Source organism: Curtobacterium citri, from assembly GCF_030362955.1.
Classification (GTDB): Bacteria; Actinomycetota; Actinomycetes; order Actinomycetales; family Microbacteriaceae; genus Curtobacterium; species Curtobacterium citri.
Genome location: NZ_JAUCML010000002.1, coordinates 188,304 through 208,093 on the forward strand (window position 1 = coordinate 188,304; position 19,790 = coordinate 208,093).

Sequence of the window (19,790 nt, forward strand, 5' to 3'; positions counted from 1 at the left end):
CTACTTCTGGTCCTTCGGGCACCAGTAGAGCTTGCGACCGGCCATGTCCGCCATCCGGATCTCCGTGCCGCACACCCGGCAGGGCTCCCCCTGGCGGTGGTACACCCAGTGCCGGTCCGTCCGCGACCGCAGCGCCTTCTTGTGATCAGCCTCTGACAGGTCGTCCATCGTCAGCATGAGGCCGTCGCGGACGCCCTCGTGCAGCAGCTTCGACCAGTCCTGCCAGAGCGCCTTCGCCTGCTTGACGGTGATCTTCTTGCCGGGCTTGTACGGGTCGATGCGCTGCCGGAAGAGCAGCTCCGCGCGGTAGATGTTCCCGATGCCGGCGACCACCGACTGGTCCATCAGCAGCTGGCCGATCGCGACGTTGCGCTTCCGCACGTTCTCGACGAAGGTCTTCTCGGCCTCGGGACCGTCGTCGTTGATCGGGTCCGGACCGAGCTTGTCCAGCGCCTTCTGCACCCCGGCAGGGTCCTCGACCACGCAGGCGGTCGGACCACGCAGGTCGGCGACGGTGTCCTCGGTGAGGATCCGCACGCGCACCTGGCCGACCGGGTCCGGCGGGAAGGACTCGATCGGGTCCTCGGCCTTCTCCTGCTCAGCCATGCGGTAGCGGGCGAGCCGCGGGGCGCCGATCGACGCGAGCGACTCCTCGCCGTCGCCGTCCTCGGACAGGGCCTCCGCCGACGAGATCACGCCCGCGAAGTCCCACGCTCCGTAGAGACCGAGGTGCACCCGGAGGAACAGGTCGTCCTCGAACTCCAGGAACAGCTGCTTCGCCACCGCCCGCGCTGCGGTCATCCGCTTGCCGTCGAGCTGCGCCGCTCCGGCCGCGAAGCGACCCTGCGGACTCGACACCTCGCAGCGCTTGCCGACGAAGTGCCGCGAGAACTGGTTCGCGATGCGGTGGACGGAGTGACCCTCTGGCATCGGTCCTGTCTACCCGGACTACTCGTCGATCTGCCGACCGGCGATGTGCCCCGTCGTCTCGTACTCGGCGAGCTGCGCGATGCGGCGGGCGTGACGCTCCTCGCCGGAGAAGGGCTCGGCGATGAAGAGGTCGACGAAGCGGATGGCCTCGTCCTCGGTGTGCTGCCGGGCACCGATCGAGATGACGTTCGCGTCGTTGTGCTGGCGGGCGAGGAGGGCCGTCGACTCGTTCCACACCAGCGCGGCCCGGATGCCCTCGACCTTGTTGGCCGCGATCTGCTCGCCGTTGCCCGAACCGCCGAAGACGACACCGAGCGCCTCGACACCGGCACGCTGGTCCTGCACCACGGCGTGCGCGGCGTTGATGCAGAACGAGGGGTAGTCGTCGAGCGCGTCGTACTCGGACGGACCGTGGTCGACCACCTCGTGCCCCGCCTCGGTGAGGTGCTGGGCGAGGGTCTTGTTGAACTCGAGGCCGGCGTGGTCCGTTCCGAGGTGGATGCGCATGGCCTCGATCCTATTCCCGCGCCTACGCCGCCCGGACCACGACGACGACGTACCGGACCGCCTCGTCACCCGGGTTGCGGTAGACCACGTCCGCCGGGTCGCCGAGCTCGATCCGGTCCCCCGCGCCGAGCCGCGTGGACTCCCCCGCGACGACCACCTCGAGGACGCCGTCGACGACCCAGATGCAGTGACGGAGGAAGGCGTAGGCGCTCGCCGGGTACGCGACCTCGCGTCCGGCCGGGAGGCGCACCTCCGTGACGTCCGCGGGGAACGCCGCACTCGAGACGGGACGCCGGCGGTACCCGGTCTCCGGGTCGGTCCAGGAGTCCGCGGTCGCCCCGCGCTGCACGCCACGCGCCTCGTCGGGATCGGCCGTGCGCGGGACGTCGTGCTCCAGCGTCTCGTCGAGGAGCTGCGAGACCGTGAGACCGAACGCGCCGGACAGCCGACCGAGGATGGTGGCCGTCGGGCTCGACACCCCGCGCTCGACGCGGTTGATCATCGCGCGGGAGACGCCGGACTCCTCGGCGAGCTCGGTCAGACTCCACTTCCGCTCGGTCCGCAGGCGCTGCAGGCGTTGCCCGAGGCGGCGCTGGTCGGCGTCGTCGGCGGTCTCGGCAGCGCTCCCGGCCGCGCCCTCCGCCAGTTCCGTTGCCGCTCCCGCGTCGTCTACGATCTGAGACATGACGACAGCATATGCGACGGGCAGTCCTGCCTCCGTCACCGTGCGGGACTGCGAGCCGCGCGACCTCGACGTCGTCCACGCGCTGCACGTCGACGCCGTGCTGCACTCGACGGCGATCTGGCAGGAGGAGCCGCACCCACGGGAGTACTTCGACGGGTGGCTCGCCGAGCGTCGTGCCGCCGGACTCCCCGTGCTCGTCGCCGAGGTCGACGGGATCGTCGCCGGCTACGTCACCTACAGCGCGTTCCGGCCGCACCAGGGGTACCGCCACACGGTCGAGCACAGCGTCTACGTCGTGCCGGCGTTCCGCGGCCGGGGCATCGCGACGGTGCTGATGGACGCCCTCGTCGCACACGCCCGTGCGGCGGACGTGCACGTCGTGATGGCCGGCATCTGTTCGTCGAACACGGGCTCGATCGCCCTGCACGAGCGGCTCGGGTTCGTGACCGTCGGGGTGCTGCCCGAGGTCGGGCGGAAGTTCGACCGGTGGCTCGACCTGACGCTCATGCAGTTGCGCATCGCTTGAGGCGCACGGCCGGTGGAGGTCACTCGCTGCCGGGCAGCGGCACCTCGATCGGCGGAGGAGACGGACGGAACGCCGGGGCAGTGTCGCCGTGCGCAACGGCACGATGGGTGGCGAACCAGTCCCACGCGAGCGCTTCCTCGGCCGCCGCGGGGCTCTCCGTGAGGCAGTCGTTGCACCGCGCGTGCCACCCCTCGTCGTCGTGCCAGCGGTGTGGGTGCCCCTCCGGCACCCAGTCCGGCGACCACCTGACGTCGAAGGCGTACACGATCTCGGCAGCGATGCCCCACGCCAGCTTGCGCAGTGCAGCGTCCTCGATGCCCTGCTCCCACGACAGCCAGCCGTTCCGGAGTTCCTCGAGGACGTTGTCGGCCAGGAGCGCGTGGTGCCGGTTCTCCCACGCATCGCCCGAGGAGCGCACCACGACGGCCGGAGTGTCCGAGGGGACCGACGGCGTAGCGGTCTCTGTGCTCGGCTGCGCGCTCGCACCGTGCGTCCGTGCGTAGCGCTCGCCCTCGGGCGCGTTCATGAGCCACAGCGTCGCAGCGAGGTCCTCGTCGGGATCACCGACTCCCGGCGCGCTCCCGTACCGGGACTGCAGCGTGGCGACCTGGTCCGCGATCGTCCGGTCGGTCTCGACGAACGCCAGCACGCCCTGTGCCCGCACGAACATTCCGCTCGTCAGCAGGCCCCGACGGAGGCCGACCTCGAGCGCCCGGAGTGCCATCGCACGGGCGGCGCCGGGGTCCGGCTCGTGGTCCGTCCGCGCCAGCCGGTGCACGGCGCGGAGGTCCGTGGCACACCCGTTGCGGCCGAACTCGAGGACGTCGAGCAGGAGCCGTTCCTCGGGCGTCCGCGGTGCGGGTTCGGCGCTCGGTCGGAGGCCGTCGTCCCGCCGGACACTGCGCCGCTGCACCTTCGGGTCCTCGGCGTCGACGGGTGGGACCACGTCGATGTACTGCTCGTGACCGGGCAGCGGCTCGCGGAGCGCTGCGATCGAGCCGTCGGGCATCTGCCGGACCTCGATGGTCGGGAAGGCCACGTACTCAAGGCCTGCGTCAGACAACGATCTCGTCCCCATGCGGCTCGATGACGTTGCCTTCGGCGTCCCAGATCCCCTCGAAGGAGTGGTCCACGTGCGCATCCGGATCGATACCCGCTGCCTCACGCCGACTCCGCTCGGCCGAGTAGAGATGCATCCCTCGGGGAGTGTCGGTCGCGAAGACGTTCCAGAGCGTGCCGGTCGTACGGTATCGCGCGTCAGCTCGCTCGAGACGTTCCTCCGCCGATCCATCCCAGTTCGACCACCTCCCGCGCCCGTCCTCACCAGGTTCGAGAGATCCGAGACCCATGATGTCCTGCTCGACCGAAGCCCGGATCCAGCCGAGCACGCGGGAGCGCGTGGTCGCGTCGTCCTCGCCGGTGCGTTAGGCGATGGGCTCGTGCCATCCGTAGAGGTCCGTACCCAGACCGTCCGCGACGTCGGCGAGGAGTTGGTAGGTCAGTTCGTTCATCGGGCGTCCTCCGGTAGGTCGTGTGGATCCGAGCCCTTCGGGAGATGGATCCTGATCTTGTCCTTCGAGCTCGCGTGGACATCAATGGTCTGACCGCCGGATCGGCTGTCCGTGCGGGTGCGCGGCTCGGCGTCAGACAGCGATCTCGTCACCGCGTGGCTCGATGACGTTCCCGTCGGCATCCCAGACGTTCCGAAGCCGTGGGAGCGTGTCTCGACCAGCGGACAGACGCCGCGTACGTTCCCGTGTGTACATCTCCGAGCCGTGCTCCGTCCTCATCAGGTAGCAATCCCAGAACTGCACCTCGTCAGGCTCGACATCAACGGTGTAGATCGCAGCGATGCGTTCGACCAGTGACTCGGGGTCGCCGGTCCACGGCCGCCATACGGCTCTGCCCGAGTCGCCGTCCTCGAAGTTCCCGACCGCCACGAGATCGCCCTCGAGGAGCTGCTGAAGGCGTCGGAGGAGCCACGAGCGAGTGTCCTCGAGAGGGCGATGGCGGCCCTTCTCAATGTTGCCGGACCATGCCCACAGGTCGTCTCCCGTCCCGTCTTCGACACTGGCGAGGCAGTAGTAGGTGAACTCGTTCATCGTCAGCCCTCCGGTAGAGCGTCATCAGGAAGATCGTGCGGACCAGGTCGATCGACGCGCTCTGGCAGGTGCACCTTCACGTTGTCCCACTCCGACGACTTCGGGTTGTGCACCTCGACCACTGGTCCCCCGGTTCCGCTGTCACGCCGGTACTGCACCCTCGTGCCATCTGGAAGGACCACCTGGATGCGATCTCGAGCGGTCCCGGTGACGAGCTTCCCGCCACGACTCAGATCGCGCCACGCCGCCACGACCTCCTCGGGCGTGTCCACCTCTCGGTGCGGTTCGGTCTTCCCCGGCCGACCGATCGAACGGATGTGCTCGTTCGCCTCCGGCCCGGTCATCGGCCCGATGACGTCGGTCATGATGCCAGCACCACCGGCGACCTCGCGCGGCTTGCCGGTGAGTGGATCGTGCGTCCAGGCCCAGGCGTCCCGGTCGGCCTGCGCCATCCGTTGCCGCATCGCATCCGCGGGAGTCTGCTTCGCGGTGTCACCGCTCAGACCGAACAGGATCCCGAGGAGCTCGAGCGCGGACAGTCCGGCGGCCGCACTCCCCGCCCCGGCGGCCGTGCCACCGGCCGCGCCGAGCCACGGCCACGGGAACTGGAACGGCGTCGAGGGGAACCCGGGGAGCGGCATCGGCGCCACCAAGCTCGCGTTCCGGACGTCCGTCTCGTCGGTGGCGAGCCCGTCCGTCGAGTCCCCGCCGTCGATCCGACCGATGCGGGAGGCCAGGTCGCGCTGCCACTCCCGCCACTGCTCGTTCCACGCATCCGCCGCCGATCGGAGCGCGGCGTCCTCGGCGGCGAGGCCGGGAACCTGCCGCCACGGCGTCGCCGCCGACGGTGGGTCAGCCAGCGAGGCGTCGTGCTGCGCCACGGCATCGCCGATCCCTCCCGTGAAGGACGCGATCCGTTCCACCAGGGCAGTCCGCCGGGAACGGAGGTCGGCGAACTCGAATGATGCCGTGTCGAGGAGCCGGTGCAGGGCCGTGACGCTGTCGGCCAGGCCGTCGGCTGCATCGCTGGACCGGCGGGTCATCGCGGGCATCGCCTCGCTCACCCCGGGCATCGCGAAGACCGACGGCACGGCGGCCCAGGAACGGTCGCCGTTCGCGGCAGCGGTTCGGACGCGCTCCCCAGCAGTGCTCGCCACACCGGCTGCGGCGACGACCGCCGCCATGTCGAGACGGATCTCGTCGAGGAGCCCCGCGGTCACCGGCGCGTTCACCGGACGGCGCCCCGCTCGGCCCGAACGGCCATCTCCGCGTCTGCTTCGTCCACCGCGGCCAGGGCGACGCGGCCGACCGCGCTGACCGCCGCGAGGTGCGCGCCGATCCGCGGTGCGGTGGCCGAGCGCGCAGCGGCGAAGGACGAGACGGCCGATGCGATGACGTCCGAACCGCTCGCCGCCGAGGTGACGGCGTCGAGCGCCTCGGCCAGTGCCCCCGCCCGTTCGGCGACGTCCTCGGCCGCGCCGTGGACGTCCGCGACCGTCCGTTCGGTCGCCCCTCGGTCGACCCGGTACTGCTCCCCCATCGAGACCCCCGTGCTCGTGATGTTTCAGCGTTCAGCCAGCACCGTAGCAGACTGGAGGCACGGTGCGGACCCGCACCGTGCCTCCAGTCCTCCCGCTGGTCGCGTCCGCGACGCAGGCCGTGCTACGCGACCGTGTCGAAGATCGGACCGACCGTCCGCGAGCGCTTGAGCTCGAAGAAACCGGGGTACTTCGCGACGGCGACGACGCCGTCCCACAGGTCCACCGCCTCCTGTCCCTTCGGTGCCGGCGAGATGACCGGGCCGAAGAAGGCCGTGCCCTCGACGGCGATCACGGGCGTCCCGACGTCCTGGCCGACGCGGTCGATGCCCTCCTGGTGGCTCGCGCGGACGACCTGGTCGACCTCGTCGGTCCAGGCGTACTCGAGCAGGTCGGCGTCGAGGTCGAGCTCGCGGAGCACGGCCGGGACGACCTGCTCGGGGTCGGACTCCTGGCGGTGGTGGACGTGCTCGCCGAGCGCGTCGTACAGCGGCTTGACGATCTCCTGGCCGTGACGGAGCGCCGCGGCGGTGACGATCCGCGGGTAGAGCTGCCCCTTGTGGATGCGCTCGCGGTACTCCTGGGAGATGTCCTGGTCCTCGTTCAGGACGAACAGGCTCATCACCTTCCAGGTCACGTCGAGGTCCCGGTGGCGGGCGACCTCGTCGACCCAGCGGCTCGTCATCCAGGCCCAGGGGCAGTTCGGGTCGAACCAGAACTCCACAGCGGTACGGGCGGTCTCGGTGTTGTCCACAGCAGTCTCGGTCACGGTGCGAGCGTACGCGCGCTCGCTAGGCTGATCCCATCGTCCCGACGGCGCACGACGCCGTGCCGGGACTCCCCCTCACCGCGGACATCGATCGTCCGCGCCGCAAGCGAAGTTGGAGCGTCCGTGCCCGGAGAGAACCTCACCAGAACCGAAGCCCAGGAACGTGCCGCGGTCGTCGCCGTGCAGACGTACGACGTCGAGCTGGACCTGACCCGCGGCGCCGAGACGTTCGGCAGCACCACGCGTGTCCGCTTCACCGCGACGCCCGGCGCCTCGACCTTCATCGACGCGATCACGAAGGCCGTGCACTCGGTCGAGCTGAACGGTGCCGCGCTCGACGTCGCCGCGGTCAACGACGGTGTCCGCATCCAGCTGGACGGGCTGCAGGAGCAGAACGAGCTCGTCGTCGTCGCCGACGCGCTCTACACGAACACGGGCGAGGGCCTGCACCGCTTCGTCGACCCGGTCGACGACGAGGTCTACCTGTACTCGCAGTTCGAGGTGCCGGACTCCCGCCGCATGTTCGCGGTCTTCGAGCAGCCCGACCTCAAGGCCGAGTTCACCTTCACCGTGACGGCCCCGGCCCGCTGGCAGGTCGTCTCGAACGCCCCGACGCCCGAGCCGCACGTCGACGGCGAGGTCGCGACGTGGGTCTTCCCCGCGACGTCCCGCATCTCGAGCTACATCACGGCGCTGATCGCCGGTCCGTACGAGGTCGTTCGCGACGAGCTGACCAGCCGCGACGGCCGGACGATCCCGCTCGGCGTCTTCGCGCGTCGCTCGCTCGCCGAGTACCTCGACCCGGAGTACGTGTTCGAGACGACGAAGAAGGGCTTCGCGTACTTCGAGGAGAAGTTCGACGTCGCCTACCCGTTCGAGAAGTACGACCAGCTGTTCGTGCCGGAGTTCAACGCCGGCGCGATGGAGAACGCGGGTGCGGTCACCTTCACCGAGACCTACGTGTTCCGGTCCAAGGTCACCGACGCCATCAAGGAGCGCCGGGTCGTCACGATCCTGCACGAGCTCGCGCACATGTGGTTCGGCGACCTCGTCACGATGAAGTGGTGGAACGACCTCTGGCTGAACGAGTCGTTCGCCGAGTGGGCCTCCACGATCGCCACCGCCGAGGCCACCGAGTGGACCGAGGCGTGGACGACCTTTCAGGCCATGGAGAAGTCCTGGGCCTACCGGCAGGACCAGCTCCCCTCGACCCACCCCATCGTCGCGACGATCAACGACCTCGAGGACGTCCAGGTCAACTTCGACGGCATCACGTACGCGAAGGGCGGCTCCGTCCTCAAGCAGCTCGTGGCGTGGGTCGGCATCGACGCGTTCTTCGCGGGCGTCTCGGCGTACTTCAAGAAGCACCACCACTCGAACACCGAGCTCCGCGACCTGCTCGTCGAGCTCGAGGCGACGAGCGGCCGCGACCTGTCCGAGTGGTCGCAGCTGTGGCTCGAGACCGCCGGCGTCAACACGCTGCGCCCCGAGATCGAGGTCGACGAGTCCGGCGTGATCACCTCGTTCGCCGTCCTGCAGGAAGCCCCTGCGGACCACCCGACGCTCCGCCCGCACCGGCTCGCGATCGGCGTCTACGCGTTCCAGCAGGACGCGGAGGCACCGTTCGGCGCCGACACCGCGTCGTCGGGCGGCAAGCTCGAGCGTGCGCACCGCGTCGAGATCGACGTCGACGGCGCCCGCACCGAGGTCCCCGAGCTCGTCGGCGTGCACCGCGGCGACCTCGTGCTGCTCAACGACGACGACCTGGCGTACGCCAAGATCCGTCTCGACGAGCAGTCCCGCCGCACGGCGATCGAGCACCTCGCCTCGATCGCGAACCCGCTCGCCCGCTCGATCGTCTGGGGCGCGATGTGGGACGCCACGCGCGACGCCGAATCGCCGGCGAGTGACTACGTCCGCCTGGTGCTCGGCAACATCGCCACCGAGACCGAGTCGACGACGATCCGGACGACGCTGTCGCAGCTGCTGCTCACCGCTCGGAACTACGTCGCCCCGGCGAAGGTCGACGCCACCGTCCGCACCGTGGGCGACACGCTGTGGCAGCTGGCCGCGTCGGCTGAGTCCGGGTCCGACGCTCAGTTCCAGTTCGTGAAGTTCTTCGCGCAGATCGCCTCGACGCCGGAGCACGTGACCACGCTGCAGGGCCTCCGGGACGGATCGGTCACGCTGCAGGGTCTCGAGGTCGACACCGACCTGCGCTGGGAACTCCTCGAGGGCCTCGTGCTCGCGGGCGCCGCCGGTGATGCCGAGGTCGACGCCGAGCTGGCCGCGGACAAGACCGCGTCGGGCGAGCAGGCCGCCGCGCGTGCCCGTGCGACGATCCCGACCGCCGAGGGCAAGCTCGCGGCGTTCGCGTCGCTCGTCGACTCCGACGAGCTGCCGAACGCGATCGTCCGGCAGACCACCGTCGGGTTCCAGCACACGAACAGCCCCGTCGTCCTCGAGGGTCTGGTGTCCCGCTACTTCGACGCCCTCACCCGCATCTGGGCGGAGCGCAGCTACCACATGGCCGACACGATCGTCACCGGGCTCTACCCGGCGCCGCTCGCCTCGGTCGAGCTCCGCGACGCGGCGAACGCCTGGCTCGAGGCGCACCCGGAGACCCCGGCGCTGCGTCGCATCGTGACGGAGAACGTCGCCGGTACCGAGCGGGCGCTGCGGGTCCAGGCGGCCGACGCCTGATCGGAGCGGAACACGCTGCTGGCGGGCGGGGCCTCGGTGATCCTCACGGGACACCGAGGCCCCGCCCTCTAGCATCGTCCGGATGGTGAACTCGGCAGCGAACACGACCGACGACGTCTCGAAGTGGGCGTCCAACGCCTTCACCCAGTTCGTGGACACCTGGCACATCCCGATCACGATCGTCATCACGATCCTCGTGGCGATCCTCGTGCGGCTGCTGCTCCGTCGCACGATCAAGCAGGTCGTCGACCGGATCGTGAACGGCGTGAAGAAACGGCAGGGCGCCGACGACACCCAGGCGCTCATCGCCTCGCCGGTGCAGACCGCCCGCGTGGTGCAGCGGACCCGCACGCTCGGCAGCGTGCTCGAGAACCTCGCGACGGTGGTCATCGCCGTGATCGCGCTCGCGATCATCATCTCCACGACGTTCCCGACCGCGGCCGTCGGCATCGTCGGTGGCGCCTCGGTCGTCGCCGCGGGCCTGGCCGTCGGCGCGCAGAGCATCGTCAAGGACCTGCTGTCCGGGGTGTTCATGATCCTCGAGGACCAGGCCGGCGTCGGCGACGTCGTGGACACCGGCCCCGCGACCGGCGTGGTCGAGAACGTCGGCCTGCGCGTCATGCAGATCCGCGACGTCAACGGCATCCTGTGGTTCGTCCCGAACGGTCAGATCCTGCGCGTCGGCAACCTGTCGCAGGGGTGGTCACGAGTGCTCGTCGACATCACGGTGCCCTACGACACCGACATCGACGCCGTGCAGGACGCACTCCTCCGCACGGCGGTCGCGATGTCCCAGGAACCCCGCTGGCGTCAGCGGATCGTCGAGAAGCCCGAGATCTGGGGGCTGCAGTCCATCACCGACGCCGGCATGGTGTTCCGGCTCGTCGTGAAGACCCGCGCGTCCGAACTCGACGTCGTCGGCCGCGAGATGCGCGTCCGCCTGAAGCGCGCCGTCGACGAGCTCGGTGTGACGCTGCCGGCGATGGCGATGATCATGCCCGAGGGTTGGGAGAACGCCACCTCCATCAACGGCCTGCGCACCGTGCGCACACAGCCGACGCCGGCACCCACCAAGTCCCGCGGAAAGCGTGGGAACCTGTTCGGGCGGGCCATCCGCACCGACGACCAGGAGTCCGGGAAGGACCACCAGTGAGCGACCCCATCACGCCCGTCCCCGGTCAGCCCATCACGCTGCGCGTGGGGCTGGGCGGCGCCGCCGCCACGGGGTCGCTGTACGAGCGGATCGGCGGCGCGCCGACCTTCGACCGGCTCGTGCGCCGTTTCTACGAGGGCGTGCAGCAGGACGACGTCATCTGGCCGATGTACCCGGCCGACGACCTCGAGGGTGCGATCTGGCGGCTGTCCGCGTTCCTCCAGCAGTACTGGGGCGGCCCCGGGACCTACAGCGAGGAGCGCGGGCACCCCCGGCTCCGGATGCGCCACAACCCCTTCCGGATCACGTCGGAGGCCCGCGAGCGCTGGCTGCACCACATGCACGACGCCGTCGAGTCGCTCGAGCTGGCTCCGATGGACGAGGCCGAGCTGTGGGCGTACCTCGACCGTGCGGCGCACGCGATGACGAACACCTTCGACTGACGTTCGCGACGTGAAGCGTCTCGGCCCGGTGGTGGCCGTCGTGATCGACCGGACGCGACCACGGGGCGGACGGGAGGCACGGGCCGCGCCCGCCACGCGCCTCCCGTCCGGCCGGTGGCTGCGGTGGAGTCCACGACGCGGCCTCCGGCCCACCCGCCGTGCGGTCTACCGGACGTACGAACCGTCGGCCAGGTCCTCGAGCAGGGACGGCCGCGACGGTCGCCAGCCGAAGGCCGCGCGTGCATGCGCGCCGGATGCCTCCTGGTGCAGGAGCAGCGCGTCGGCGAAGTCGGTGCCCAGACGCTCCCGGCTGGCATCGACGCTCTCGGCGACGACGGGGGAACCGTGCGCCCCCGCCTCGGCGATCTCGCGCACGGTCGGGTTGGCCCCGCTCGCCGCCACGACGTACCCGTCCTGCTCACCGCGGTGGACGGCCAGGACGTAGAGCTCGGCGAGGTCGTCGACGTGCACGGTCGTCCAGCGCTGCGAACCGTCGCCGACGAGCCGCACCTCGTGCTCCCCGTCACCGACGAACATCGCCGGGATCCCCGCGCCCCGGCCGTGCACGATGCCCGGCGCGACGATCGTGGTGCGGACGTCGCTGGCTCGCACCGTCGCCTCGACGGGAGCACGCCACGCGGTGAGCGCCGGCGGCGAGACGGGTGACTTCTCGGAGATGTCGGTGGAGTCGCCGAACGTGAAGATGCCCCCGGTGTGGACGAACGGTCGAGCCGAGCCGGAGAACGCCTCGAGCACGGTCGCCGTGAACCCGGGGTCGACCGACTCGGCCGACGCCGTGTGCACGACCGCGTCGGCGTCGTGCACGAGACGACGGACGACGTCCGTGTCCGTCACGTCGCCGACGACCGCGCTGCCGCCGGCGTCGCGGACCGCCTGCGCCTTCTCGTCGGAGCGGACGAGCGCGGTGACCCGGTGGCCGTGGGCGACGAGGGCGCGGAGGACGGAGGAACCGATGTAGCCGGACGCGCCGGTGAGGAAGACCTGCATGCAGTCACCCAACCACGACCGCTCCGGCGCCGGGGTGCGGGCGGACCACCTGTGGACGGAGGGCTGGTACCCACAGGAACCGGTCGTCGACCGGTGTCAGTCGGCGAGGCCCCAGGCGCGCCGCTTGACCAGCACGTGACCGCGGGACGTCGTCATGCGGCTCCACCGACCGGCCTCGAACAGCCGCACCGGGTCGTGGCCGAGGAAGCCGAGGCTCTCCCCCGCGAACCCGGCGGCGGCCGGCACGTGCTCGATGCCAGGCACGGGCCGACCCCACACCTCGGCACGGATACGACGCACGATCGCCTCCCCGGCGTTGGACGGCACGGCGTCGGCGACCTCGGCGATGCCGTCACGGGCGGCACGACGGAGCAGCTCCGGCGAGATGTCGGGCAGCGGCACCCATCCGCCGCGGGGCGGCGAGATCGCAGCCCAGGTGACGGTGTTGACCTCGTGCGGCAGCTCGACCTCGACCGGGGTGGCGCGGGTCGGGTCCGCGCCGTCGGCACCGGCGGCGTCCTGCTCCTCGGCGAGCACACGGAGGCGTTCCTGCAGCGAGGCGAGCGGCACGACCGCGTCGATCGTGACCGGCTGCGTGAGCGAGAACGTCCGCAGCCCGAGCACCGTCGGCAGCTCGTCGAGCAGGCCGAGCGGGTAGAGGATCGCCGTGTAGACCGCCAGGACACGCGAGTCCGCGATGAGCCGGACCGATCCGTCCTCGATCCGGGCGGCCCGCCCGAGGTAGGTGCGGAGGTCACCGAGCGAAGCGGTGTCGGGAAGCGTGAACGAGGTGCCCATGTCGCCACCGATCCTACCGGCGGCGGGTTCGTAGACTGCGGGTGTGAACGGCGAACCCGACTTCCTCAGCACCCTCCGCCTGCAGGACACCGGCGCGAGCACGGGTGAGACGATCCTGACGGGTGCCAGCCACTGGTCGCCCGGTGGACGGGTCTTCGGCGGCCAGGTGCTCGCGCAGTGCATCGTCGCCGCCCAGCACACCATCGAGGACCGCGACATCCACTCCATGCACGGCTACTTCCTGCGGCCGGGCGACACCGAGCTGCCGATCACCTTCGCCGTCGAGCGGATCCACGACGGTCGCTCGTTCGCCACCCGGCGGGTGCAGGCGTACCAGCGCGGGGTGCCGATCTTCTCGATGATCGCCTCGTTCCAGCGCCCGGACGAGGGCGTCGAACACCAGGACCCCTTCCCCGTGGACGTCCCCGAGCCGGAGACCCTGCCGTCCGCGGCCTCGATCCTCTCGGCGATCGACCACCCGGTCGCGCAGGCCTGGGCGGCGCGGTCGATCGACCTCCGGCACGTCGAGGGGCCGGTGTTCGTCGACGTGCAGGGCGAGCGGGTGCCCCACCAGGCGGTGTGGTTCCGGGTCGAGGGGGCGCTGCCCGCGGACCCGGCCCTGCACCGTGCCGTGCTCGGGTACGCGAGCGACATGTCGATCCTCGAGCCGATCATGCGGCGGCACGGCGTCGCCTGGGGCACCCCGGGCGTGAAGAGCGCGAGTCTCGACCACGCCATGTGGTGGCACCGGGACGCTCCGGCCGACGAGTGGGTGCTCTACGCGCAGGAGTCACCGAGTGCGCAGGGCGGGAGGGGGCTCGCCTTCGGCCGGATGTTCGCGCGCGACGGACGGCTGCTCGCGTCGGTGGCGCAGGAGGGCATGCTGCGCGTCCCGCGCTGAGCGGCGGCGGCGCGGTCCGGCCGGTGTCGCCGCGGTCGCTGTCGCGGTGGCGGTCGCCGCGGTCGCCGCGGTTTCACTCGCGGTTCGGAGTGCTTGCGCACAACGGGAAGCAGCCCGCGCCACGCGATCTCGTGGCACGAGCTGCTTGCGGTTGTGCGGCGACGGCGCGCACCGCGCGCTTCCGCTACGGGCGGGCGAACACCACCGGCGGCTCGGTGTACGGCGCGCAGGCGGCACGTTCCGCATCCGTCAGCCGGCGCGGGCGCTCCGTGGCCGTGTCGACCATCACCAGGGCCGTGGTCGCCCGGGTGTAGAGGACGGCCGGCTCGACGCCCGCGGGTGACCACACTTCGTACGAGACGTCGATGCTCGCGCCACCCGTGCGCCCGATCCACAGCTGCACGTCGAGCGGACGACGCTGGTACGGGATCGAGGCGAGGTACTCGAGCCGCTGGGCCGCGATCACCGTCATGGTGCCCGATCCGGGACGACCGTCGATGATCGGCGCCGCGAGGTCGCCGTCCTCGTCGACGTCGGACGGGTCGTGTCCCCAGAACCCCGCGATGCGCGCCTCCTCGAGGAGGCGCAGCACCGCGGAGTTGTTGACGTGCCCGTACGCGTCGATGTCACTCCACCGCAGGCGGATCGGGACGTGGAGCCTCGCCACGGATCAGTCGCGCGTGAGCTTGCGGTAGGTCGCCCGACCCGGCTTCGCGGCGTCGGCGCCGAGACGCTCGACCTTGTTCTCCTCGTACGCCTCGAAGTTGCCCTCGAACCAGTACCAGTTCGGCGTCCCGTCCTCGTTGAGGCCCTCCCACGCGAGGATGTGCGTCGCGATGCGGTCGAGGAACCACCGGTCGTGGGTGATCACCACGGCACAGCCGGGGTACTCGAGCAACGCGTTCTCGAGGCTGCCGAGCGTCTCGACGTCCAGGTCGTTCGTCGGCTCGTCGAGGAGCAGGAGGTTGCCGCCCTGCTTCAGGGTCAGCGCGAGGTTCAGACGGTTGCGCTCACCACCGGAGAGGATGCCGGCGCGCTTCTGCTGGTCCGGCCCCTTGAAGCCGAACTGCGACACGTAGGCGCGCGACGGGATCTCCGTCTTGCCGACCTGGATGTAGTCGAGTCCGTCGGACACGACCTCCCACAGGTTCTTGTTCGGGTCGATGCCACCGCGGCTCTGGTCGACGTACGAGATGTCGACGGTCTCGCCGACCTTCAGCGAGCCGCCGTCGAGCGGCTCGAGGCCGACGATCGTCTTGAAGAGCGTCGTCTTGCCGACACCGTTCGGACCGATGACGCCGACGATGCCGTTGCGGGGCAGCGTGAAGGACAGGTCGTCGATGATGACGCGCTCACCGAACGACTTGTGGAGCTTGTCGGCGTCGATGACCTGCGACCCGAGACGCGGGCCGACGGGGATGACGATCTCCTCGAAGTCGAGCTTCCGCGTGCGCTCGGCCTCCGACACCATCTCCTCGTAGCGGGCGAGACGGGCCTTCGACTTCGCCTGGCGACCCTTCTGGTTGCTCCGCACCCAGTCGAGCTCGGACGAGAGACGCTTCGCGAGCTTCGCGTCCTTCTTGCCCTGGACCTCGAGTCGGGCACGCTTCTTCTCGAGGTAGGTCGAGTAGTTGCCCTCGTACGGGTAGAGGCGCCCGCGGTCGACCTCGGCGATCCACTGCGCGACGTGGTCGAGGAAGTACCGGTCGTGGGTCACGGCCAGCACGGCGCCGTGGTACTGCTGCAGGTGCTGCTCGAGCCAGAGGACGGACTCGGCGTCGAGGTGGTTGGTGGGCTCGTCGAGGAGGAGCAGGTCGGGCTTCTGCAGCAGGAGCTTGCAGAGGGCGACGCGACGCTTCTCACCACCGGAGAGGTGGGTGACGAGCTCGTCCCCCGGCGGGCACTGGAGCGCGGCCATGGCCTGCTCGAGCTGCGAGTCGAGGTCCCATGCGTCGGCGGCGTCGATGTCCTCCTGCAGGGTGCCCATCTCGGCCAGGAGGGCGTCGAAGTCGGCGTCCGGCTCGGCCATCAGCGCGGAGATCTCGTTGAAGCGCGTGATCTTCCCGTGGATCTCGCCGACGCCCTCCTGCACGTTCTCGAGGACGGTCTTCGACTCGTCGAGCTCCGGCTCCTGCATGAGGATGCCGACGGTGAAGCCCGGGGTGAGCTTCGCCTCGCCGTTGGACGGCTGGTCGAGACCCGCCATGATCTTCAGGATCGTCGACTTGCCTGCACCGTTCGGCCCGACGACGCCGATCTTGGCGCCGGGGAGGAACGACATCGTGACGTCGTCGAGGATCAGCTTGTCGCCGACCGTCTTGCGGGCGCGGACCATCTGGTAGATGTACTCAGCCATATCGCGGCAAGTCTACTGACACGGCGCCCCGGAGCGCCCCCTCTCCCCGACATCGCCGGAGGCGACTTCCGGTGCTCACGCCGCGTCACGGCTGGAGAGTGCACGGTCGTCCGGCCCGTCGAGCGGCGACGAGGGCGTGGCGAAGTCCCCGCCCAGGGCGGACGCGGTGTGCCGTGCTGCCTCGGCAGGATCCGGCAGCTCGTCCTCGGCGGTCGTGTCCGCGTCCGGGTCGACCTGCCCGCGGACCTCGCCCGTCCGCGGGTCGACCGACGGGGAGTCGCCGGGAACGGCAGAGGACTCGGTGCTGTGTCGCGGCACCCGGATCCAGTTGCTGATGCCCCAGGCGAGGTCGTGTCCGATGCCCTCGGCATCGATCTCCACGGAGGTCCCGCCGCGACCGTCCCGTTCCCAGGTGCGGATGCGGACCCGCCCCGTGACCACGATGCGGTCGCCCTTCTTCAGCGACTTGTGCACGTTCGCGGCCAGGGAGCGGAACGCGGTGACCGTGAACCAGTTGGTGGTGCCGTTGGTCCAGGACGAGGTGCTGCGGTCCCAGCGACGGGACGGGGACGCCAGGCGCATGCTCGAGATGGCGATGCCGGTGTCGGTGACGAGGTGGCGGGGTTCGGTCGCGACGATGCCGCAGACGGTGATCGTGTCGTTCATGACTCGATCGTCGGCGAGGGCCGGGGCGCACCAGCGCCCCGGCCCTCGTCCTGTGACCGGTCATCTCGATCACGTCTGCTGTGCAGGAGGAGTCCCCCGCGCCTCCAGACCGACGTGGTCAGTGCGCGCGGAACTCGGGCCGGTCGGCGAACGGACCGAGCGCCGCGTGGACCGCCTCCTTGGCGGACCCGAGCGACGGGTAGGTGCCGCCTCGTCCGGTCCGGCCGTAGAGCTCGACGTGGAACCCGTCCGACGCCCGGCGGATGCTGCCGACCGCGCCCGCCGGACCGACGGCCACCCAGGTCCCGGTGTCGTCCATCATCGTTCGACCACCTCCTCGTGGCCCCGGCGCCGCGTCTCAGGACGCCAGGATGTACCGACTGTAGGCCTTGCGGACCTTGTTCACCTTGGGGAGCGCGACCGCCAAGCAGTAGCCCTGACCCGGGTTCTTGGCGAAGAAGTCCTGGTGGTACTCCTCCGCACGGAAGAACGGCCCGGGCGCCTCGATCGTCGTGACGACGCCGCCGTCCCACATCGTGCCGGCGCGGTCGATCGCCCGACGGAACAGCGCCTCCTGCTCGGCGTCGGCGGGGAACATCGCGGACCGGTACTGCGTGCCCACGTCGGCACCCTGTCGGTTCAGCTGCCGCGGGTCGTGGAGCGTGAAGAAGACGTCGAGGACGACGTCAGCGGGGATGACGGACTCGTCGAAGGTCACTGCGACCGCCTCGGCGTGCCCGGTCGTGCCGGTGCAGACCGCCTCGTAGGACGGGGCGTCCGTGGTGCCGCCGATGTAGCCCGACACCACGTCCTGCACGCCCTGGAGCGTGCGGTACACCGCGTCGAGACACCAGAAGCAGCCACCTGCGAGCACGAACGTCGTCATGCGCAGAACCTACCTCGCCGGGCTCGTGGCGGACCGTGAACGGGGTCGTCGTCGTGCACGGCGTGTGTCCCCCACGTGTCCTCCACAGCGCTGCACGACGCCCTCGGGAGTGTCGGTGGTCGCCCGTACCGTCGTTGGTACACCAGACGACAGACCACCAGGAGGCACCAGTGCAGCTCAGCACCGATCTCGCGTTCCGCTCCCGCCCGACGCCCGTGGCGCGGAGCCGAGGCGACCTCCGCATCCTCGACGTGCGCGACGACCTCAGTCGGGTCACGCGGGCGAACGGCGAGATCGTCGGGTACGTCGACCGCCTCGACGTCGCCGGCGGCACGGCGTACCGCGCCCGACGGTACGTCGCCACCGAGCGCCGGTTCGTGGAGCTGCCGAATGCGTGGTCCGCGGACGACGCGGTCGACTTCCTCCGCTGGGGCTGACGCGGTCGACTTCCTCCGCCGGGGCTGACGCGGTCGCCTTCCTCAGCTGGAACTCCGGCACAGCATCGCCGGCGGCACGGGCGTCCCACCGGTCGGGATCGACGGAACGCCGACGGGCCTGCGCTGATCGCGCCCGTGCGCTGCGTAGGGTGCGCGCATGGACTGGTGGAACGACCTGACCGACTGGACGGCGTCCGACACGGGATGGCGGGTGCTCTCCGGAGCGATCATCCCCTTCATCGCGATCGTCGTGGCCGGGGTGATCGCCGCCCTGATCGGACGCGCGGCGACGAAGCGCGTCGTCGCACTGCACGACCGGGAGAGCCGGACCGCCGCGGTCGCCGGGATCGTCTCGGTCTCGCGGAAGGCATCGCGGTGGGGCTCGCTCGGACACGAGGAACGCGCGTACACCGACCACCTCGCCGAGGACGCCGACATCCGCCTGCGCATGCTGCCCGTCAGCGGCGCGGCACTCGCGGCCGACTGGGCGCAGCACGAGATCGCCGACATCAAGCGCAACTCGTCGACCTTCACGTCGACGGACCAGTCGCTCGGCGAACTGCGCGACCGTCTGCTCGAGTGGAACGCCCGGCCCAACCGCGCGCGCAAGCTGTTCAAGGCCGACCTCGAGCGCTGGAAGTTCGACTCGCCGGACCCGGACGCCGAGTTGATCGGCCGTCAGCAGGACTGGAACGCGGACCAGCAGCAGAAGCGCGGTGCAGCCGCGGACGCCCACGAGCCGTCCCAGCCCGCCACACCGACCACGACGGCACTGCGCCCCACGCTGCAGCAGCAGCAGCAGCCCGTCGTCGCTCCCTCTGCGCCGGCACCGGGGTCGGCTGACCGCGACCAGGACGCCACGACCCCGATCAACGACCTCCGCCCCGCCCCCGACAACCGCACCCGCCCGTACGGCCAGGGCGAGACCGTGCCGCTCGACGGCGCTCCGGTCCGACCGCCGCTCGGCTCCCCCATCGCCCCGGGTCGACCGAGCACCCCTGCTCCCGCCGCGCGGAACGACGTCGGTGGCCACGACGTCGGTGGCCACGACGCGGACGCCCGCGACGTGGACGCGACCGACCAGGACCGGACCCCGTCGTCACCCCGCATCGCCAGTCCCACGGCGGCGGACGCGCACGTGAACCGTGCCTCCGGATCCGCGACCGGCCTCGACCGGACGGCAGACCAGGACACCCGCCCGGGCGACGCGGACGACCCGGCGGCGGAGCGGGACGACGAACCGTCGCCGTACACGCAGCCGATCAGCGCCAGCGAGCTGCGACGCCGAGCCGGCGACGACGACTGAGCACGACCACCACTGCCGGTCCGGCCTCAGGCCGACCGGTGCGAGGCCGACCGGCGCGAGGCCGCCATCCGAGGGG

At 70.8% G+C, this 19,790-nt stretch carries 23 protein-coding genes; 7 read left to right on the plus strand and 16 right to left on the minus strand.

What is annotated here, in order from left to right; genetic code table 11:
• Genes QUG92_RS03345 through QUG92_RS03355 form a run of 3 tightly spaced genes read right to left on the minus strand, consistent with a single transcriptional unit; the run spans nucleotide 1 to nucleotide 2,122 of the window.
• Nucleotides 1-930, minus strand: a complete 930-nt coding sequence (locus QUG92_RS03345; protein WP_289457661.1) for an Fpg/Nei family DNA glycosylase — start codon at nucleotides 928-930, stop codon at nucleotides 1-3.
• Nucleotides 931-948: 18 nt separating this feature from the next.
• The gene (locus QUG92_RS03350) at nucleotides 949-1,437 is read right to left on the minus strand and encodes a ribose-5-phosphate isomerase (protein ID WP_289457662.1); all 489 of its coding nucleotides are present in this window, start codon (nucleotides 1,435-1,437) and stop codon (nucleotides 949-951) included.
• Between the two features lie 22 nt (nucleotides 1,438-1,459).
• Nucleotides 1,460-2,122 (minus strand): helix-turn-helix domain-containing protein, encoded by a 663-nt coding sequence (locus tag QUG92_RS03355; RefSeq protein ID WP_289457663.1) that lies wholly within the window; start codon nucleotides 2,120-2,122, stop codon nucleotides 1,460-1,462.
• Between QUG92_RS03355 and QUG92_RS03360 the strand changes: the two genes are divergently transcribed.
• A complete protein-coding gene (locus QUG92_RS03360; RefSeq protein ID WP_289457664.1) occupies nucleotides 2,121-2,648 on the plus strand; it encodes a GNAT family N-acetyltransferase in 528 nt (175 codons plus the stop codon). The two genes, QUG92_RS03355 and QUG92_RS03360, sit on opposite strands and share 2 nt — an antisense overlap.
• A 19-nt stretch (nucleotides 2,649-2,667) precedes the next feature.
• Here the strand turns inward: QUG92_RS03360 and QUG92_RS03365 are convergent, their stop codons facing one another.
• The 6 genes from QUG92_RS03365 to QUG92_RS03390 form a co-directional block, all read right to left on the minus strand.
• Entirely contained in the window at nucleotides 2,668-3,711 is a 1,044-nt protein-coding gene (locus tag QUG92_RS03365) for a hypothetical protein (RefSeq protein ID WP_289457665.1), read from the minus strand.
• Nucleotides 3,704-4,036: a hypothetical protein gene (locus QUG92_RS03370; RefSeq protein WP_289457666.1), complete on the minus strand. Its 333-nt coding sequence runs from the start codon at nucleotides 4,034-4,036 to the stop codon at nucleotides 3,704-3,706. The genes QUG92_RS03365 and QUG92_RS03370 overlap by 8 nt, the downstream gene beginning before the upstream one ends.
• A 255-nt stretch (nucleotides 4,037-4,291) precedes the next feature.
• Nucleotides 4,292-4,750: a hypothetical protein gene (locus tag QUG92_RS03375; protein ID WP_182045728.1), complete on the minus strand. Its 459-nt coding sequence runs from the start codon at nucleotides 4,748-4,750 to the stop codon at nucleotides 4,292-4,294.
• Nucleotides 4,751-4,752: 2 nt separating this feature from the next.
• A complete protein-coding gene (locus tag QUG92_RS03380; RefSeq protein ID WP_289457667.1) occupies nucleotides 4,753-5,970 on the minus strand; it encodes a hypothetical protein in 1,218 nt (405 codons plus the stop codon).
• Between the two features lie 8 nt (nucleotides 5,971-5,978).
• Nucleotides 5,979-6,290, minus strand: coding sequence for a hypothetical protein (locus QUG92_RS03385; protein WP_289457668.1), 312 nt, complete (start codon nucleotides 6,288-6,290; stop codon nucleotides 5,979-5,981).
• A gap of 122 nt (nucleotides 6,291-6,412) precedes the next feature.
• Nucleotides 6,413-6,973 carry a mycothiol-dependent nitroreductase Rv2466c family protein gene (locus QUG92_RS03390; protein WP_289457902.1) on the minus strand — a complete coding sequence of 187 codons (561 nt, stop codon included), beginning with the start codon at nucleotides 6,971-6,973 and terminating at the stop codon, nucleotides 6,413-6,415.
• Between the two features lie 207 nt (nucleotides 6,974-7,180).
• Here QUG92_RS03390 and pepN point away from each other — a divergent pair, with 207 nt between their 5' ends.
• From pepN to QUG92_RS03405, 3 genes are all read left to right on the plus strand, one after another.
• Nucleotides 7,181-9,760, plus strand: a complete 2,580-nt coding sequence (pepN, locus tag QUG92_RS03395; protein WP_289457669.1) for an aminopeptidase N — start codon at nucleotides 7,181-7,183, stop codon at nucleotides 9,758-9,760.
• Between the two features lie 82 nt (nucleotides 9,761-9,842).
• On the plus strand, nucleotides 9,843-10,913 hold the full coding sequence (locus QUG92_RS03400; protein WP_289457670.1) for a mechanosensitive ion channel family protein: 1,071 nt from the start codon (nucleotides 9,843-9,845) through the stop codon (nucleotides 10,911-10,913).
• 32 nt (nucleotides 10,914-10,945) lie between these two features.
• The gene (locus tag QUG92_RS03405) at nucleotides 10,946-11,356 is read left to right on the plus strand and encodes a globin (protein WP_289457903.1); all 411 of its coding nucleotides are present in this window, start codon (nucleotides 10,946-10,948) and stop codon (nucleotides 11,354-11,356) included.
• A gap of 165 nt (nucleotides 11,357-11,521) precedes the next feature.
• Here the strand turns inward: QUG92_RS03405 and QUG92_RS03410 are convergent, their stop codons facing one another.
• Together QUG92_RS03410 and QUG92_RS03415 are read right to left on the minus strand one after the other, a co-directional pair.
• Nucleotides 11,522-12,364: an NAD(P)H-binding protein gene (locus QUG92_RS03410; protein WP_289457671.1), complete on the minus strand. Its 843-nt coding sequence runs from the start codon at nucleotides 12,362-12,364 to the stop codon at nucleotides 11,522-11,524.
• Between the two features lie 96 nt (nucleotides 12,365-12,460).
• Complete coding sequence (locus QUG92_RS03415; protein WP_289457672.1) at nucleotides 12,461-13,162, minus strand: DUF8185 domain-containing protein; 702 nt, start codon at nucleotides 13,160-13,162, stop codon at nucleotides 12,461-12,463.
• Nucleotides 13,163-13,205: 43 nt separating this feature from the next.
• On the opposite strand from QUG92_RS03415, the gene QUG92_RS03420 reads away from it, so the two are divergent.
• Entirely contained in the window at nucleotides 13,206-14,063 is an 858-nt protein-coding gene (locus QUG92_RS03420) for an acyl-CoA thioesterase (RefSeq protein ID WP_182045718.1), read from the plus strand.
• A 184-nt stretch (nucleotides 14,064-14,247) separates the two neighbouring features.
• Here QUG92_RS03420 and QUG92_RS03425 read toward each other — a convergent pair whose 3' ends face one another.
• The 5 genes from QUG92_RS03425 to msrA all read right to left on the minus strand — a co-directional run bounded on the left by QUG92_RS03425 (nucleotide 14,248) and on the right by msrA (nucleotide 17,971).
• Nucleotides 14,248-14,730, minus strand: a complete 483-nt coding sequence (locus tag QUG92_RS03425; protein WP_289457673.1) for an acyl-CoA thioesterase — start codon at nucleotides 14,728-14,730, stop codon at nucleotides 14,248-14,250.
• Nucleotides 14,731-14,733: 3 nt separating this feature from the next.
• Nucleotides 14,734-16,419 (minus strand): energy-dependent translational throttle protein EttA, encoded by a 1,686-nt coding sequence (gene ettA, locus QUG92_RS03430; protein WP_069711553.1) that lies wholly within the window; start codon nucleotides 16,417-16,419, stop codon nucleotides 14,734-14,736.
• A 75-nt stretch (nucleotides 16,420-16,494) separates the two neighbouring features.
• The gene (locus QUG92_RS03435; RefSeq protein WP_289457674.1) at nucleotides 16,495-17,085 is read right to left on the minus strand and encodes a single-stranded DNA-binding protein; all 591 of its coding nucleotides are present in this window, start codon (nucleotides 17,083-17,085) and stop codon (nucleotides 16,495-16,497) included.
• A gap of 118 nt (nucleotides 17,086-17,203) precedes the next feature.
• Nucleotides 17,204-17,407, minus strand: a complete 204-nt coding sequence (locus tag QUG92_RS03440; protein ID WP_069711556.1) for a hypothetical protein — start codon at nucleotides 17,405-17,407, stop codon at nucleotides 17,204-17,206.
• Between the two features lie 36 nt (nucleotides 17,408-17,443).
• Entirely contained in the window at nucleotides 17,444-17,971 is a 528-nt protein-coding gene (gene msrA, locus QUG92_RS03445) for a peptide-methionine (S)-S-oxide reductase MsrA (protein ID WP_289457675.1), read from the minus strand.
• A 170-nt stretch (nucleotides 17,972-18,141) separates the two neighbouring features.
• On the opposite strand from msrA, the gene QUG92_RS03450 reads away from it, so the two are divergent.
• Nucleotides 18,142-18,408, plus strand: coding sequence for a hypothetical protein (locus QUG92_RS03450; RefSeq protein WP_289457676.1), 267 nt, complete (start codon nucleotides 18,142-18,144; stop codon nucleotides 18,406-18,408).
• 157 nt (nucleotides 18,409-18,565) lie between these two features.
• Entirely contained in the window at nucleotides 18,566-19,714 is a 1,149-nt protein-coding gene (locus QUG92_RS03455; protein ID WP_289457677.1) for a hypothetical protein, read from the plus strand.
• The last annotated feature ends 76 nt before the right edge of the window (nucleotides 19,715-19,790 follow it).